The following is a 14,457-nucleotide window of genomic DNA, read 5'->3' on the forward strand; positions in this document are numbered from 1 at the left end:
TAGAGTGGGTGGCGAGTCAATTCATCGGCGACCCACGTGCCATCCACCCCGTCTTCCTCTCCCCTCGAGACCCAGCTGAAGGAAAGCGAGCGCCGGTTCGCGCAGGCCTTTCAGTACGCCGCGATCGGCATGGCGCTCGTCCTGCCCGAAGGCCGCTGGCTGCAGGTCAACGATTCGCTGTGCGCGATGCTGGGCTACACCGAGCGGGAGATGATGTCGCTCACCTTCCAGGACATCACCCACCCCGACGACCTCGCCGCGGACCTCGCCCTGGTCGGCAAGCTGATGTCCGGCGAGTGCGCCTCGTACCACATGGAAAAGCGCTACATCCATCGTGACGGCCACGTGGTGCATGCGCAGCTGAGCGCGTCGCTGGTGCGCGACGACGAAGGCGAACCGTTGTATTTCATCTCGCAGATGCAGGACATCAGTGAGCGCAAGGCTTTCGAAGACGCCCTCTTCCGCGAGCGCGAGCTCGCCGAAGTCACGCTGAAGTCGATCGGCGACGCCGTGATCACCACGGATCCCCGGTTGATCGTCACCTCGCTCAACCCCATCGCCGAGGCGATGACCGGATGGCCCAGCCACGAAGCCGTGGGCCGGCACATGGACGAGATCTTCCAGTTGCGCGATCCGCTCACCCGCCAGCCGATCGCCAACCCGCTGCTCGTCGCGATCGACAAGAACAGCATCGTCGGCCTCACCACCGACGCCATCCTCATCCATCGCAATGGCTTCGACAGCCCGATCGAGGACTCCGCGGCACCGATCCACGACCACGCCGGCAACGTGGTCGGCGGCGTCGTGGTGTTCCACGACGTGAGCGAGACGCGCGCCCTCGCGCTGAAGATGGCTCACCAGGCGCACCACGACACCCTCACCGGCCTGCCCAACCGGGCACTGCTCACCTCGCGCCTGGAGTTCGCCGTATCCGTCGCCGCGCGACGGCACCAGCGGGCGGCGCTGCTCTTCGTCGACATCGACCATTTCAAGCAGATCAACGATTCGCTCGGTCATGCCGCCGGCGACGCACTGCTGCAGAACGTCTCGCGGCGCATCCGCGCCGCGGTGCGCGCGGACGCCACCGTGGGCCGGCTCGGTGGCGACGAATTCGTGGTGTTGCTGCCCCACGTGGAGACACCCGCGGATGCCAGCGAAGTCGCGGAGAACGTGCTGGCCGCGTGCAGCCAGGCCGTGAACCTCGATGCGGCGGCGTTGAGCATCAGCTTCAGCATCGGCATCAGCGTCTATCCGGACGATGCCGAGGACGCCGGATCGCTGCTGCGGAACGCCGACACCGCGATGTACGAGGCGAAGATGCAGGGCCGCAACGGCTACCGCTTCTTCAACGCGAGCATGAACGAGCGCAGCACCGCGCGCGTGCGCATCGAGGTCGATCTGCGCAAGGCGCTCGCGCGCAACGAGCTCACCCTGCAGTTCCAGCCGAAGGTCGATACCGAGCTCGGAACCATCGTCGGCGCCGAAGCGTTGCTGCGCTGGCAGGTCGATGGCGAGGACGTCTACACGCCCGAGCACTTCATTCCGGTGGCCGAGGATTGCGGGCTCATCGTTCCCATCGGCGAGTGGGTGCTGCGTTCGGCCTGCCTCCACGCCGAGCGATGGGCGCGCATGTACCGCCCGCTATCCGTGTCGGTCAACGTTTCCGCCCTGCAGTTCCAGCACACGCGGTTCTTCGAATCGCTGCAGTCGGTCCTCGACGAGACCGGCCTGCATCCGACCCTGCTCGAACTCGAACTCACCGAGCGCACGGTGATGGAAGGCGGCGACCACATCGTCGAGCTGCTGCGCAAGGTCAAGTCGCTGGGCGTGTCGCTGAGTCTCGACGATTTCGGCACCGGCTATTGCAGCCTCTCCTACCTGAAGCATTTCCCTGTCGACACACTCAAGATCGATCGGGCGTTCATTCGCGACGTCGCCTGGGACAACGACAGCGCCGCCATCGTCGGCGCCATCGTGACCATGGGCAAGGGCATGAACAAGCACGTGCTCGCCGAGGGCGTCGAGAGCGTGGAACAGGCGAGCTTCCTGTCCTCCGTGGGCTGCTCGCAGATGCAGGGCTTCCTCTTCGGCAAGGCGATGTCCCCGCGCGAGTTCGAAGAACGCATCGCGGTCGTCGACACCGGCGACCCCACCGTCGACCCGTAGGAGCGCGCCCTGCGCGCGACATGTTCTGAGGCCTCGAGCAACAGGCCCAGCCGCTGTTCGTCGCACGTACCCAAGGAACACGAACGCGAAAGCCGCGCTCCTACAACGGGGCCTCGTACATGAAGTAATGGCAGCGCTCCATGCCCAGCCCCGCATACGTCGCCTGCGCTCGCTCGTTCTCGAGCTCGACGTAGAGGCGCAGACCCACGGCGCCCGCGCCCTCGGCCATCGCTTTCACGTGCGCGTACATCCCGCGGAACACGCCGGCGCGCCGCGCCTCGGGCGCCACGTACACGCTCTGCACCCACCAGAAATCGCCATCGCGCCAGTCGCTCCACTCGTAGGTCACCAGCAGGCATCCCACCGCGCGGCCATCGAGTTCGGCGACGAGGTAGAATCCCCGGCGGGGCTCGTCGAACACGGCGCGCACGCCGCGCCCGATGATGTCGGGGTCGAGGCGCTTCTGTTCGGTCTCCCACGCCATGGCGATGTTCCAGCGGGCGATGGCATCGGCGTCGTCCGGGGCGGCGCGGCGGATTTCGAGCGGCATGGCGTTATCCATGGGGCGGCCGCCGCTTGCGCGACGCACCGAGTTTGCGAGTGAGGGTGTTGCGGCCGACGCCGAGCGCCGCGGCGGCATGCTGGCGGTGGCCATCGTTCGCGATGAGCGCCACCTGCAGCAAGGTCTTGTCCAGCGCGTCGCGCGCGCGGGCATGCACGTCGGCCTGGCCGTGAGCGAGGGCGTCCTGCGCCCATACGCGAAGGGCTTCCGTCCATTCCTCGCCGCGCGCCGGCGTACCCGGCAGGCTGCCGAGGTCGCCGGCCTGGATCTCCAGGCCCGGTGCGACCACCGCTAGCCGGCGGCAGAGGTTTTCCAGTTCGCGCACGTTGCCCGGGTATTCGCGCTGCTCGATGGCTTTCATCGCACCGCGCGAGAAACGCTTCGGCGGCAGGTTGAGGTCCGCGGCCGCCTGCGCGAGGAAGTGCCGCGCCAGCAGAGGAATGTCGCCGCGGCGCTCGCGCAGCGCCGGGAGCGCGATGCGGACGACGTCGAGCCGGTGTTTCAGGTCGGCGCGAAACTGACCGGCGGCGACACGCGCGTCGAGGTCCTGATGCGTGGCGGCCACGATCCGCACGTTGCCGTGCATCAGTTCACGACCACCCACGCGGTAGAACTCGCCTCCCGCGAGCACACGCAAGAGGCGCGTCTGCAGGCCGAGCGGCATGTCGCCGATTTCATCGAGGAACAGCGTGCCGCCGTCGGCCTGTTCGAAGCGTCCCGCGTGACGACGCGTCGCGCCAGTGAACGCGCCAGCCTCGTGACCGAACAGCTCGCTTTCCAGCAGCTCCGACGGAATCGCCGCCGTGTTCAGCGCGACGTACGGCTTGCCGCTGCGCGCGCTTTCATCGTGCAGGGCACGGGCGACCAACTCCTTGCCCGTGCCTGTCTCGCCGGTGATCAGCACGTTGAGGTCGCTGGCCGCGACGCGGCCGATCAGGCGGAACACTTCGCGCATGGCCGCGCTCTCGCCGAGCAGCGCGTTCGTGTCCGAGCGCGTGGCGGGCACGACGACCTCTTCGTTCGCGGCGGCGAGCGCGCGTTCCACCGCCTCCACCGCGCCGTCGAGATCGAAGGGCTTCGCGAGGTAATCCGCCGCACCCGCGCGATACGCCGCGGCCGTCGTCGCCACGTCGGTGAACGCGCTCATGACGATCACCGGCCCGATGTTGCGCCGGGTGAGGTCCTCGAGGAGATGCAGGCCGTCTTCGCCAGGCATGCGGACATCGGTGACGAGCAAAGCGGGGCGGCTTTCGTCGAGGGCCGCGCGCACCGCGTCGCCCGCGCTGAATTCGCGCACCGCGTGGCCGGCGTCGCGCAGCGCCTCCGCCAGCACGAACCGTACCCCGCGATCGTCGTCGGCGATCCATACTTCACTCATGCGTGCGCTCCATCGGCAGGTACAGCGAAAAGACGGTTTCGCCCGGGCGGCTCGTGTAACGCAGGTCGCCGCCGTGTTCGAGCGCGATCTCACGCGAGAGGGCCAGGCCGAGGCCGGTCCCGTCGGGGCGGCCCGACACGAGCGGCTGGAACAGCGAATCGCGCAGATCGTCGGGCACGCCTGCCCCGTCGTCCATCACGTCGATGCGCAGCGCCGCGCGCACCGTACGATCGCCCAGACGCGCGCCATGCTCCACGCGCGTGCGCAGGGTGATCGTCGATGCGCCGGCTTGTCCGGCGTTGCGCGTCAGGTTCAGCAGCACCTGCATCAGGCGATCCGTGTCGCCGACGCTGTCGGGCAGGCTGGGATCGAAGTCGTGTCGCACGCGTGGCGCATCGGGCTCGGCGACCACCAGGCCTTCCAGCCGGTCGAGCAGTTCGTGGACGCTGACCGGGCCGATGCGCGCCGCCCCGCGATGCCGCAGCAGGCCATCCGCCAGCGCCGCCAGGCGGTCCGCCTCCGCGATCACCATGCCCGCGAGCTGACGCAGATCGTCGTCGCCCACCCGGCGTTGCAGCAGCTGCGCCGCGCCGCGCAGACCCGCCAGCGGGTTCTTCACCTCGTGGGCGAAGCCACGCAACGTGGCGGACAGGGGCGTGGCGCCCGACGCGACGTCATGCGCCAGCGGATGGACCTCCACCAGCACCCGCTCGTCGTCGATCGGCTGCAGCGACACATCCGCGCTGACCTCCCGGCCTCGCAGACCGAGCGCCAGACCGCGCAAGTGAAATCCCCGCCCCTCCGCCAGCACCCGCGCCAGCTGCGCCGAGAGCGAAGGCGCCCGCATCAGCACCGCCAGTTCCTGCCCCTGCGCCGTACGCGGCCCGACATCGAGCACCTCGCCCAACGCGGGATTCAGCCAGGCGACGCGCCCGTCGAGGCCCACGACGGCGAGGCCGGTTCCCAGCAGGGTCAGAAGGTCTGTCTGATCGGGTGCATGCATTGCACCAATTTAGGGAGTGGCGGGGTGAAAGCGCAAGCCGCTTGGAAGCACGCGTTCGGACGGAATGGCAAAGTGTGTGCACTTTGCTATCAGATGCTGGAAAACCCAGGCTGCTAGTCGATCCGTTGCAAGAATCCATTGATGCTTACGCGGTAGCCATTTAGTGACTCGACCAGTGATGGAAGCCACATGTTGACTGACGAAGGAAAACGACGGCGTGCCACTCTCGACGCGGAGATCGCAGAGCGCATCGCTGCCTTCAAGGTCGAACAACGGGAAATGCTGGGGCAGCTAGCTGAAGTAGGCGTTCACGTTGACATGGTCAATGAGCTGCCCAACGTCCCCACCTCGGACTACGTGCAGGCGCTGCCGATCCTCATGAGGCACCTGCGTCGTGAATATTCGGAGGGCACGCTTGCATCGTTGGCCCGGTCGCTTGCTACGCAGGAGGCAAGCGAATATTGGGATGAGCTGGTTGCCATCTATAAGGCGTCCCCGGATCGGGCTTCCACTGGACCCGGCAACTTGCCAATGGCTCTCGCCGCCGCGGTCGCTGCTGCGTGCCCGAAGAATCGCCTCGGCGATCTGGCGACACTCGTTAAGGACCAACGACTACCGCACCGAGTCCTTCTATTGACACCATTCAAGAAGCGCCGAGGCAGGGACCCGGCTGTAGCGAACCTTATCGACGAGCTACGACATGACCCAGCGCTAGCGAAGGAAATTGGACGCTGGAAAATCCTCCCCTCGCAGGCGGACCCGAGGAGCCATTAGCGTCAGTGGCCGGGGCGTACACTGGGAGTCCTGGATTCGGGCACAGTTGATGATGGCCACGCCGTCCGCCTCGCCCCCGTCGAGCGCAACGCCCCACGTTTTGCACCGAGTGACTGCGGGCTGCAAGACGAGGCGATCGTCGGCTAGCGGGAGGTTGGCGAAGGCCTTCGTCTATGAACGGTACTTCACGCGTCGGGAACTAAATGAGATGAGCCATGGGCAAGGGATAGATGGATCGTCAGTCGATTGGTTGCTGATCGCCAAGCACATTGAAGCGGCAAAGAATACGGTCATCCGTGAACACACCTCAGCGCTCATCAAGTTCGATGGTGAGCGCACCAACGGCAGGATCTACACCGTGATCGTCTTCGGCGCAGGTTCGGATGATCATATTTTTCAGGCAGAAACGAGTGGGTTGGAAGGCGCCGTAACCAATGCTTTTCCCGTCGACAGTGATGTTGAAACGTCTCAAACGGTGGGGCTGGCAGATCTCTTGAGAAAGTGGGACAAGTGGGCGAGGTCTGGGCTGATACTACTGCTTCAGATTTTTGTGAAAGATGATTCGGTCGTTCACATGGCTTGCATCCGTGAAGGTCGCGGCGATGTTGTCGATATTCGCGTGCAAGCGCCGAGTGTGTTTATCGCGATATCCGAAAGTGTTCGGCAGTACGAACAAGTGCGCAGTTGAGAAAGGTGCCAGCTCAGTCCGTCGTCATTTGCGTGCCAGCTGGGCTAACTCTCCAAAGCCGTGGCTCGTACGTGAGCGCCACCTCACCTGATACTCTGCAGGGATATCTCGCGCCATCAACACCGAAGGCATGCACTACACTGCCTTTCCGCTCCCAACTCGATGCCTTCGGGTTCGAGCCCTCGGTATCGGGCTCAGACGTCGCGGCGCAGCATCCAAGGGGATCGCCGCGTTCAACACGACGAGCGTGCATCAATCGGCATCTCTGACTCAGCGTGCGTTCTCTTGTGAATCGTTTCTGCCCGCTCGCTCGGCCTGCAGTCGCGCGACTTCAAGCAAGGTCAGAGCCTCTCTCGGATAGAGGGCATACGATAGAGATTCGACAAAGCCGTAAGGTGCAGGCTGCATCAGTCTGGCAGACTTTTCACCGATATCGACCCGTCGAGCGAGATTTGCCTGTACTAAGGTGACGCTGCCCTCCTTAAGTTGCTCAAGCATCACTCTCTGATCGAGTAGAACGCGCTGATCGTCCAAGCGGCGGCTCACAAAAGAGACCTCCTGGCTCTTGAGAAATCCGAGCCAGAACGCGATCCATAGCGAGAGCAGCCATAGAACTAGAAGCCCGGCAGTGAAATATAATGTTTTCATCGAATGTCTATGACGTCGATATCCGACCTTGATGTCAACGAGAACCATGGGTGGACAAGTATGCATCGCCGTCTTTCAGTGAATCAGAAACCATAGCTCGCTCGTTCTTGGCTGCATACGGTTCAAACGACTTTAGCTTAGTAACGCTGGAGCGAATGTGGCTAATCAAGACATCCCTCGCCAGGCCGACCTGATTGTTATCCAGGAGCGATGCAACGGCGATGCTGCCTTCCAGGGCACTGGCCTCGCACGCAAGCGGTATGCCAAGCCCGCTAGTTGGCTTCCTTTCGCCGGTGTTGCCTTGCCAATGACGCCCAGCAATGAAAGCCGCGCCGGAGGCAACCGCTATAAGCAACGTCGCAGAAACGAGTTCAGCTCTTTTCATGGTTTGCACGTCATTTAAAAGTTTCCAGACACTGTCTGCATGTCGCGTTACGATCCAATGATTTATTCCACCGGATCATCAAGCGAAGACGTTCTTGTCTTCACCTCAACGTCGCCTGTTTCCGAGACGTCAACGTATACCAATTTCTGACTGCCGTCAGACTCTTTCTTGCATGCCCAAATGAACCGAGAGCCTCCGCCCTGGACCCAAGTCGTTTTACTGACAAAAAGTGGAGCCTCACATCTTCGCGTGCGAGCAGCCGCAGCCGAACTTAGAGCGTTAGCGTCTTCGTCATTTATCTTCCCGCCGCAACCGACGAGAGAGAGTGACGCAACAAAAAGAGAGAGGAACTTCACTCTTCGACATCCGTTCTCAGTGTTCGCCTGCGACGAATCCATACATCGAATGCCGCCTCCTGCCGCGTAGCTTCTCGGTGCCCCATGTCGGCACACGTCCGGACGGGTCGGTCCCATGGGATGTCAAAGTCATAGACCCCAAGGGCCTAGATGCACATCAAAGCCCCAGCTGGAGCCTCCCTGATGCGGCGCGCAGCCCAATTACCGCCAAGACGAACACATGGATGGACTGCACAATCGATCCGCTGCAGCGCGCAGACCCCCACCCAGCTGTCGACCACCGTCACATCTCTTCAGGCGTAAGCGTGACATAGCCCTCTTCCCAGTAGTCCTTACCGACCTCCATCGTCACACCGCTAAACGCGTCTGGGAATGAAGAAAAGCCAGGAAGTATCAGCGCTTGCGCCTTCGCCTTCTCGCGATCAGCCTTCGTGGCGAACAACCCGACCAGTCGTTCGTTGTCGACTTCCTCGGGCATCTCGTAGTCGTGAATCAGCAAGAAGCCTTCCGACCCCAGGACCGACCCGGGGGAATCCGTGACGACATCTCCGTCAGGCTCGACGGGCTGACCATGGATGAACCCAGAGGCGAATCGTCGCTCCCCCACGACATGGCGGTCCACGAAGAAGCCGTCAGGAGCACTGGAGAATCCCGCTCGATCCAGGTATCGAGGTATCGCATCCAGTGCATCCTTCTCGGAACGATAAAGACCAAGCATCTTCACGTCTACATTGGTGTCGGTAATGCGATGCGTATGCATGAGAAAATAGCCGATGGTCATACGCTTACTCCATCAAGGCGTCTTGAAGTTCCGGTCTTCGTACGTCGTCTCGATATTACCGAAATCGTCGTGCCCTTCGTGGTCTCCGCGGCCCTATCCGCCAAGGGTCGATCAGTCAAGTCTTTGCCGTTTTCGCCGACGCATGGCCGCCGACCACGGCCGTCGCCAAGCGAGCGGACGCCCCTCGGCCCGAGGCGTCGAGCGTAGCCGCTCTTCAAGATGCGGGTCCACCGCCTTGATGAACTCGACGCCTACCCACCGTCCGCGTCACGACGGGCGCGAATGAACCAATAGGTCAGCCCCAGGGCTAAGGTCGCACCCGCCAGTGCAAGCACCTGGGACGCGCTTACCGCTTTGAGATCGAGCAGGATGAACTTCCGCGCAAGGGCGAGAATGGCGATGAGCAACAGTACCGATGTCTGCACGATGCTCTGCTGTCGCGCGACCATGTACTGCGTCGTTGACTCATGTTTGCGCCGTAGGTGGCGACAGGACAATCGCCGCGTTCTTCCCCCAGGTCCGGCCCCGCTGTGCCGTCATCGTCGATGTCACGAAGCGCGAAATGATTGCCACCTGATGACGCGATCAGCTCTTAACGCGCCCCAGTCGATCGAGCCGCAGGCGCTGACGCTCGTCGGTCAGACGCGTCAACGCAAGGCGGACCGAGAGAATGGCTGCCAGCCCACTGCCGCCCGCGAGGAGCAACATCAGTGTGATCTGGTAGGTAGCGGCCTGCAGCGGATCGACGCCGGCGAGAACCTGGCCTGTCATGATGCCTGGCATGGTGATGATGCCGGCGGCGCTCATCTGATTAACGAGCGGAACCATCGCTCGGTATACGGAGCGCCTCTGAAGCGCAGCGGTCGATGTGCGATATGTCTGTCCCAACATCAAGCGAGCCTCGATCCCGGGCGCGTCCTGCGCCACGGATTCGAGCGCGCTGGCCATACCGATGCTTACTGCGTTGAGCACATTCCCAAGGAGAATGCCGACAATCGGGACGATGAACTGAGGCGACCAATGGGCGCCACGGGGAAGCAGGCAAGCGAAGGCAAACAGGGATGTGAGAACAGCCGGCGCGGCAACGCTTGTCAGGCCGACGACGAAGTGACCGTGACGCAGCCGCTGCCGCGGCCGCGCTGCGGCTTCGCGTGCCGCAGCCAAGGTCATAGCGAGCACAAGAGTCGCAGTTAACCAAGCGGCATCAAGCGCGAAGACCATGCGGAGGATGAATCCCAAGGCGACGAGTTGCGCAAGCATCCGCAGGGACGCGATCACCAACGCACGATGTATCTGGAGCCGCAATATGACTGACAGCACCGCGTCCAGCACCACTACGACGGTGGCTATGGCGATATCGCCGGCATTGAGCGGAAGGGCAGTCATGCTGATCGTAGAACGCCACCTTCGAGTCGATAGATCGTGCTGGCGAGCCGCCGTGCTTGTGCCAGGTCATGGGTCACGAGCAACATCGCCGTGCCCGCCTCCCGGACGTTCCTGAGGCATCCTTCCACCGCCATGGAAGTATCTCCGTCCAAGCCGCTGGTTGGCTCGTCGAGGAGAAGTATGTCGGGCCTTGCAATGAGTGCCCGCACGAGGGCCAGACGTTGACGTTCTCCCGTGGAGAGCTCGACGATGCTCCGCTCCATGACGCCTGCCGGCAGCCGCATTGCGGCGCACAGGCGCGATGCTTCGTCGATTCCTTCGTCCGGAAAATGCTCCGCGACCGTCGATGCCCACCAGCCAGCCACCGCGGGAACAAGCATGACCCGACGGCGCCATTCGGGGGCGGAATAGGTCTCGCGGAGGCGACCGTTCAAGGCGACGTGGCCGGTTCCCGGATCCAGATCGACCAATTGGCGCAACAGCAACGTCTTTCCGGCACCCGATGGTCCCATGACCGCCACGCAATCTTTGGGAGCGAGCACGAACGACAGAGGCCCGATGCGCGCAGCGCTCAACTGCTCAACTGTTAGTCCGTTCGCATGCTCGTTTCGACATGGCGGGGACGGGTGACACGCTGGGCTGGCAAAAGGCACGGGCACGTTTCCAAGGCGGCTTGTTCCAGCCTGAACTGTCAGCCTTAGGTTTTCCTTGCGCCGAGGTTAACAGGCCGTGGAGGAGGGCTGCCTCCGCCTTGCATCCACGTGCTTTCGCTAACAAAGAGTGGAACCTCACAGCGCCGGCTTCCACGTGGAAGCCGGCGGGAGCGCTGGAGAATCTCGCACGATCCAGGTATCGAGGTGTCGGATCCAGTGCATCGTTCTCGGCACGATAACGACCGAGCGTCTTCACGTCGACTTTGGCGTCGGTAACTCGATGCGTATGCGAGCGTAGCCGCTCTTCAAGATGCGGGTCCACCGCCTTGATGAACTCGACGCCTACCCACCGTCCGCGTCACGACGGGCGCGAATGAACCAATAGGTCAGCCCCAGGGCTAAGGTCGCACCCGCCAGTGCAAGCACCTGGGACGCGCTTACCGCTTTGAGATCGAGCAGGATGAACTTCCGCGCAAGGGCGAGAATGGCGATGAGCAACAGTACCGATGTCTGCACGATGCTCTGCTGTCGCGCGACCATGTACTGCAACGTGTGATTGAATTCGAGGGCGATCAACAGCGTCATGATCTCGCCGAACACCGTCTGGAATACCGCGTGGTCCAGTGGATCCATCGCGCTGAACACCAGGCCGTTCACGACGCCCATCGCAAGGCGAACCAGGGCGACGATGATGATCACGCTGATCAGGAAGGTGAGAGCCAGCGCGACGAGCGCTTCGAAACGCTGGTAATAACCGAGAAGCGACCAGCTGACGGTGAGCTGTTTCAATCGACTCGATTGCATGGAGGTGATCCTCTACCGGGCGCCGGCCTTGGCAGCGAATGCGAAGGTTCGAAGGAGCTCGCAGAACTCGATGCGGCCCCCTCGATCCGAACTGACTGGCCCCCTCAGCCGGGCAGCTTGTCGGCCAGTACATCGGCCTTGCGAATCACCGGTGCGCTGGCGAGCAGCTCGCTCGCGTTGTCCATCAGCGCCGCGGCGACCTTGCCGTTCAGATGGGCGTCGCGGCCCGTGTCGTCGCCGAAGGCATCGAAAATCGCGAACGTGCTCGAGTCGAAACGCACGGCGAACCAGGTGGTGGTGCCGGGTTCGGCATCGACGAGTCCCTTCGCGCTCTCGAGGAAGGAGGCAACGTCTTCTTCGCGGCCGGGCTTCGCGTGCAGTTCAACGTAGAGGCTCTTGGTCGTCATGTCGATCTCCGGTGGGTGGTAGATCCGAACGACTCGATACTGCGCCGATTGGCGACAGGATGCACGTGCCGCGTCACGATGAAGAGCGAATCATGATCGCGGGACGAGTTCGACCTTTATTCCCGGTCGACCAGGTGGTATCAACGGCTGGTCGCCACACGGGTGCGCGTCGTGACGGCCTCGGTGCTTCGCTCCTGCGCGTCGCTCAGAACCAACGAGAAAAACATCACCTCGGCGCCGTTGTACAGCTTGAAGAGCACCCGATGGCGGCCCGCGGAGAGACGAAGGCGTATCTTGCCCTCGCTAAGGTTGTAATCGGCGATCTCGCGTTTCATCGATCGGGCATCCCGCAGAAACCAGGGCTTTACCGGCGCGCCGCCTTTCCAGACGAGTCGATCGTCCACCCACACTTTCGCCGCGTCGTCCGCGCCGATCCACGCCCATAGTTCACTGTCGCGGTCGAGCCTCAACTCGGTGTAGCCGTAATAAACGGCGCTCTCGGAAGGGTCGGGGAGGAACAACGGGTATTCGCTTGCCCGGACATAGCGCCACGTGAGCGTTCTGCCCGACTTTCCTGCGTAGGTTCCGTCGAGATCGACGGCCAGCTCCGGCAGCTCCGGATGCTCCAGTGGCTGGTCGCCGATCGCATCGAATGGCCCCACGACATACCACGTGTCGACGTACAGGCGGTTGGCATACGTGCCACCGGGACCGACGCTGCGGCCCCCTGCCGCCCGGACCGGCGCATCGAGGGGCGGGATGGACGAGAACCGTCCCCGCGGCACGACGTCCGCGCCGCGCCCACGAACCGTGGCGACATCGAACGGGGTCAGCTCGGCATCCCCTGCAGAACCGGCCAATCGGGCGCCTCCCGGCCCACCCTTAGCGTCCCCGGCCGCTGATGCGGCGCCGGGCGATCCCGACTGTGCGTCGCGCATCGACGTCGCGGCGAGCTGGGTTTCGAGCTGGGCCAGTTGCGCGAGTGCCTCGGCCTCCGTGCGCGGCATCTTCGGCAGCGCTGGCAGCTCGGCATGCTTTTTCTTCAGGGCGTCGTAGCGCGCTCGCGCTTGCTCGAGAGCGTCTCGCGCCGAATGAATGGGGCGGAACGGACGTGGCGCGGTGTCCTGCGAACGCTGCGCAAGTGCAGCCTCGGCGGATGACAGGTCGTTCAGACGCTGGGTCGCCGCCGCCCGGAAGGCGGCGTTGCGGGTCGCCTGCACCCGCCCGTACACGTCGTTCGAGGCCGGGCGGAGCTGAGTCAGGTAGTACGCCAGGCCCAGCACGAGGGCGTGCGTCAGGATGGACCAGAGCACATCGCGTGCCGGGCTTTCGTTTCGGATCGGGCGATACGGATCCCACGACGATCGCCTGGCCATGCTAATTCCGGACGTGGACCGCGAGGTTGGTGAGCCCTTCGAAGGCACACAGATCCATGATGCTTACGACGTCTTCGAACGGGGCATGGCGATCTCCGTCGATGCGAATCACCGCATGCGCATCGCGCGCCGCGAGGTCGCGCAGACGATCGTGCAACTGGTTCTGCGTCGTCGCGACGCCATCGACGTAGATCGCTCCGTCGCGCGCCACGGCGATGACCATGCCCGTCGTCGATGCTTCGTCCGCGCGAAAGGTCGCCGCGGCTTTCGGAAGATCGACGGGAATGGACCGATCGCGCTTGTTGTCCTGGTTCGCCTTGAAGGTGGTCGCCACCATGAAGAACATCAGCAGGAAGAAGATGCAGTCGATCAGAGCCACCAGCCCGATTTCCGGCTCATGATCGTCCCCCAGATCGATCTTCACGATGTCGCGCCGCTCGTCGTGCCCATGAAGTGGGTCCGCAGGAGCGCGCCCGCCTGCCGTTCCAGCTCGAGGCCAAAGGCGGTGATGCGGTATTTGAAACCGTGGTAGAAGGCCAGCGCCGGCAGAGCCACGCAAAGGCCGGCCGCCGTGTTGACCAGGGCTTTCGAAATCCCGCTCGCGAGCAATGCCGGATCGACGGGACCGGAGAAGGCGAGCGCATGGAATGCTTCGATCATGCCGGCCACCGTGCCGAGGAGGCCCACGATTGGCGCAACGGTAGCGATGATCGCCAGGGGATAGATACGGCGAAGATGGTCGCGAAGCTCGATGGAGGCGATGTCTTCCACGCCCTTCGTGATCGACGCCAGATCGTGCGCACGATAGTCCAGCATGTAGCGCAGCATGCGCGAGAGCGTACTCGGATCGCTCGAGATCAACGTCTGGACCTGGTCGATCCTGCCCTCTTGCCACAAGACATCCGCCCGGCGCGCGAGGCCCTCGGGGACGACAAGTCGCTTGCGAACGCTCCGAAACCTCTCGATAGCCACCAAGAGCGCGATCACCGACATCGCCAGCAAGACCAGGATGGCCAGCCCCCCTTCTCTCAGCTCACCCATCACGGAAACCCCGGCCGGGCATAAGCCGATGACAGCTGGTGAGACGCAG

General features: G+C 63.5%; 17 protein-coding genes. 3 read left to right on the plus strand and 14 right to left on the minus strand.

The features are described 5' to 3' along the window. Positions 1 to 36: 36 nt before the first annotated feature. Complete coding sequence (locus BMY69_RS00155; RefSeq protein ID WP_255364422.1) at positions 37 to 2,166, plus strand: putative bifunctional diguanylate cyclase/phosphodiesterase; 2,130 nt, start codon at positions 37 to 39, stop codon at positions 2,164 to 2,166. 100 nt (positions 2,167 to 2,266) lie between these two features. On the opposite strand, the gene BMY69_RS00160 is transcribed toward BMY69_RS00155, so the two are convergent. The 3 genes from BMY69_RS00160 to BMY69_RS00170 are packed head-to-tail and all read right to left on the minus strand — an operon-like array spanning position 2,267 to position 5,109. Then, positions 2,267 to 2,716 (minus strand): GNAT family N-acetyltransferase, encoded by a 450-nt coding sequence (locus tag BMY69_RS00160; protein ID WP_090174882.1) that lies wholly within the window; start codon positions 2,714 to 2,716, stop codon positions 2,267 to 2,269. 4 nt (positions 2,717 to 2,720) lie between these two features. Then, positions 2,721 to 4,106, minus strand: a complete 1,386-nt coding sequence (gene ntrC, locus BMY69_RS00165; RefSeq protein ID WP_090058391.1) for a nitrogen regulation protein NR(I) — start codon at positions 4,104 to 4,106, stop codon at positions 2,721 to 2,723. Further along, on the minus strand, positions 4,099 to 5,109 hold the full coding sequence (locus BMY69_RS00170) for a two-component system sensor histidine kinase NtrB (RefSeq protein ID WP_090174883.1): 1,011 nt from the start codon (positions 5,107 to 5,109) through the stop codon (positions 4,099 to 4,101). Before BMY69_RS00170 ends, ntrC begins: the two co-directional genes overlap by 8 nt. 189 nt (positions 5,110 to 5,298) lie before the next feature. On the opposite strand from BMY69_RS00170, the gene BMY69_RS00175 reads away from it, so the two are divergent. Continuing rightward, positions 5,299 to 5,883, plus strand: a complete 585-nt coding sequence (locus BMY69_RS00175; RefSeq protein ID WP_090174884.1) for a hypothetical protein — start codon at positions 5,299 to 5,301, stop codon at positions 5,881 to 5,883. Between the two features lie 208 nt (positions 5,884 to 6,091). Next, on the plus strand, positions 6,092 to 6,571 hold the full coding sequence (locus tag BMY69_RS00180; RefSeq protein WP_090174885.1) for a hypothetical protein: 480 nt from the start codon (positions 6,092 to 6,094) through the stop codon (positions 6,569 to 6,571). A gap of 270 nt (positions 6,572 to 6,841) precedes the next feature. Here the strand turns inward: BMY69_RS00180 and BMY69_RS19190 are convergent, their stop codons facing one another. From BMY69_RS19190 to BMY69_RS00225, 11 genes are all read right to left on the minus strand, one after another. After that, on the minus strand, positions 6,842 to 7,267 hold the full coding sequence (locus BMY69_RS19190; protein ID WP_143070358.1) for a hypothetical protein: 426 nt from the start codon (positions 7,265 to 7,267) through the stop codon (positions 6,842 to 6,844). Then, positions 7,254 to 7,604, minus strand: coding sequence for a hypothetical protein (locus BMY69_RS19195; protein WP_143070359.1), 351 nt, complete (start codon positions 7,602 to 7,604; stop codon positions 7,254 to 7,256). Before BMY69_RS19195 ends, BMY69_RS19190 begins: the two co-directional genes overlap by 14 nt. Before the next feature lie 639 nt (positions 7,605 to 8,243). Next, entirely contained in the window at positions 8,244 to 8,741 is a 498-nt protein-coding gene (locus BMY69_RS00185) for a hypothetical protein (protein ID WP_090174886.1), read from the minus strand. A 251-nt stretch (positions 8,742 to 8,992) separates the two neighbouring features. Then, positions 8,993 to 9,190: a phosphate-starvation-inducible PsiE family protein gene (locus tag BMY69_RS00190; RefSeq protein ID WP_090174887.1), complete on the minus strand. Its 198-nt coding sequence runs from the start codon at positions 9,188 to 9,190 to the stop codon at positions 8,993 to 8,995. 136 nt (positions 9,191 to 9,326) lie between these two features. Then, entirely contained in the window at positions 9,327 to 10,127 is an 801-nt protein-coding gene (locus BMY69_RS00195; protein WP_090174888.1) for an ABC transporter permease, read from the minus strand. Then, positions 10,124 to 10,702: an ABC transporter ATP-binding protein gene (locus BMY69_RS00200; protein WP_218143099.1), complete on the minus strand. Its 579-nt coding sequence runs from the start codon at positions 10,700 to 10,702 to the stop codon at positions 10,124 to 10,126. Before BMY69_RS00200 ends, BMY69_RS00195 begins: the two co-directional genes overlap by 4 nt. 420 nt (positions 10,703 to 11,122) lie before the next feature. After that, the gene (locus BMY69_RS00205) at positions 11,123 to 11,584 is read right to left on the minus strand and encodes a phosphate-starvation-inducible PsiE family protein (protein WP_090174889.1); all 462 of its coding nucleotides are present in this window, start codon (positions 11,582 to 11,584) and stop codon (positions 11,123 to 11,125) included. Positions 11,585 to 11,688: 104 nt separating this feature from the next. Beyond that, the gene (locus BMY69_RS00210) at positions 11,689 to 11,991 is read right to left on the minus strand and encodes a putative quinol monooxygenase (RefSeq protein WP_090174890.1); all 303 of its coding nucleotides are present in this window, start codon (positions 11,989 to 11,991) and stop codon (positions 11,689 to 11,691) included. Positions 11,992 to 12,131: 140 nt separating this feature from the next. Beyond that, positions 12,132 to 13,367, minus strand: a complete 1,236-nt coding sequence (locus BMY69_RS00215) for a hypothetical protein (protein WP_090174891.1) — start codon at positions 13,365 to 13,367, stop codon at positions 12,132 to 12,134. A gap of 1 nt (position 13,368) precedes the next feature. Then, positions 13,369 to 13,791 carry an ExbD/TolR family protein gene (locus BMY69_RS00220; RefSeq protein WP_177191022.1) on the minus strand — a complete coding sequence of 141 codons (423 nt, stop codon included), beginning with the start codon at positions 13,789 to 13,791 and terminating at the stop codon, positions 13,369 to 13,371. Further along, positions 13,788 to 14,408: a MotA/TolQ/ExbB proton channel family protein gene (locus BMY69_RS00225; RefSeq protein WP_090174893.1), complete on the minus strand. Its 621-nt coding sequence runs from the start codon at positions 14,406 to 14,408 to the stop codon at positions 13,788 to 13,790. The genes BMY69_RS00220 and BMY69_RS00225 overlap by 4 nt, the downstream gene beginning before the upstream one ends. Positions 14,409 to 14,457: the final 49 nt, after the last annotated feature.

The sequence above is a fragment of the Luteibacter sp. UNC138MFCol5.1 genome (assembly GCF_900110505.1).
Taxonomy (GTDB): domain Bacteria; phylum Pseudomonadota; class Gammaproteobacteria; order Xanthomonadales; family Rhodanobacteraceae; genus Luteibacter.

Excerpts from the sequence above, each read along its gene's own strand:
- BMY69_RS00160 (WP_090174882.1), bottom strand. The coding sequence starts at position 2,716 with ATGCCGCTCGAAATCCGCCGCGCCGCCCCGGACGACGCCGATGCCATC.
- ntrC (WP_090058391.1), bottom strand. The coding sequence starts at position 4,106 with ATGAGTGAAGTATGGATCGCCGACGACGATCGCGGGGTACGGTTCGTG.
- BMY69_RS00170 (WP_090174883.1), bottom strand. The coding sequence starts at position 5,109 with ATGCATGCACCCGATCAGACAGACCTTCTGACCCTGCTGGGAACCGGC.
- BMY69_RS00175 (WP_090174884.1), top strand. The coding sequence starts at position 5,299 with ATGTTGACTGACGAAGGAAAACGACGGCGTGCCACTCTCGACGCGGAG.
- BMY69_RS00180 (WP_090174885.1), top strand. The coding sequence starts at position 6,092 with ATGAGCCATGGGCAAGGGATAGATGGATCGTCAGTCGATTGGTTGCTG.
- BMY69_RS19190 (WP_143070358.1), bottom strand. The coding sequence starts at position 7,267 with ATGGTTCTCGTTGACATCAAGGTCGGATATCGACGTCATAGACATTCG.
- BMY69_RS19195 (WP_143070359.1), bottom strand. The coding sequence starts at position 7,604 with ATGAAAAGAGCTGAACTCGTTTCTGCGACGTTGCTTATAGCGGTTGCC.
- BMY69_RS00185 (WP_090174886.1), bottom strand. The coding sequence starts at position 8,741 with ATGACCATCGGCTATTTTCTCATGCATACGCATCGCATTACCGACACC.
- BMY69_RS00190 (WP_090174887.1), bottom strand. The coding sequence starts at position 9,190 with ATGGTCGCGCGACAGCAGAGCATCGTGCAGACATCGGTACTGTTGCTC.
- BMY69_RS00195 (WP_090174888.1), bottom strand. The coding sequence starts at position 10,127 with ATGACTGCCCTTCCGCTCAATGCCGGCGATATCGCCATAGCCACCGTC.
- BMY69_RS00205 (WP_090174889.1), bottom strand. The coding sequence starts at position 11,584 with ATGCAATCGAGTCGATTGAAACAGCTCACCGTCAGCTGGTCGCTTCTC.
- BMY69_RS00210 (WP_090174890.1), bottom strand. The coding sequence starts at position 11,991 with ATGACGACCAAGAGCCTCTACGTTGAACTGCACGCGAAGCCCGGCCGC.
- BMY69_RS00215 (WP_090174891.1), bottom strand. The coding sequence starts at position 13,367 with ATGGCCAGGCGATCGTCGTGGGATCCGTATCGCCCGATCCGAAACGAA.
- BMY69_RS00225 (WP_090174893.1), bottom strand. The coding sequence starts at position 14,408 with ATGGGTGAGCTGAGAGAAGGGGGGCTGGCCATCCTGGTCTTGCTGGCG.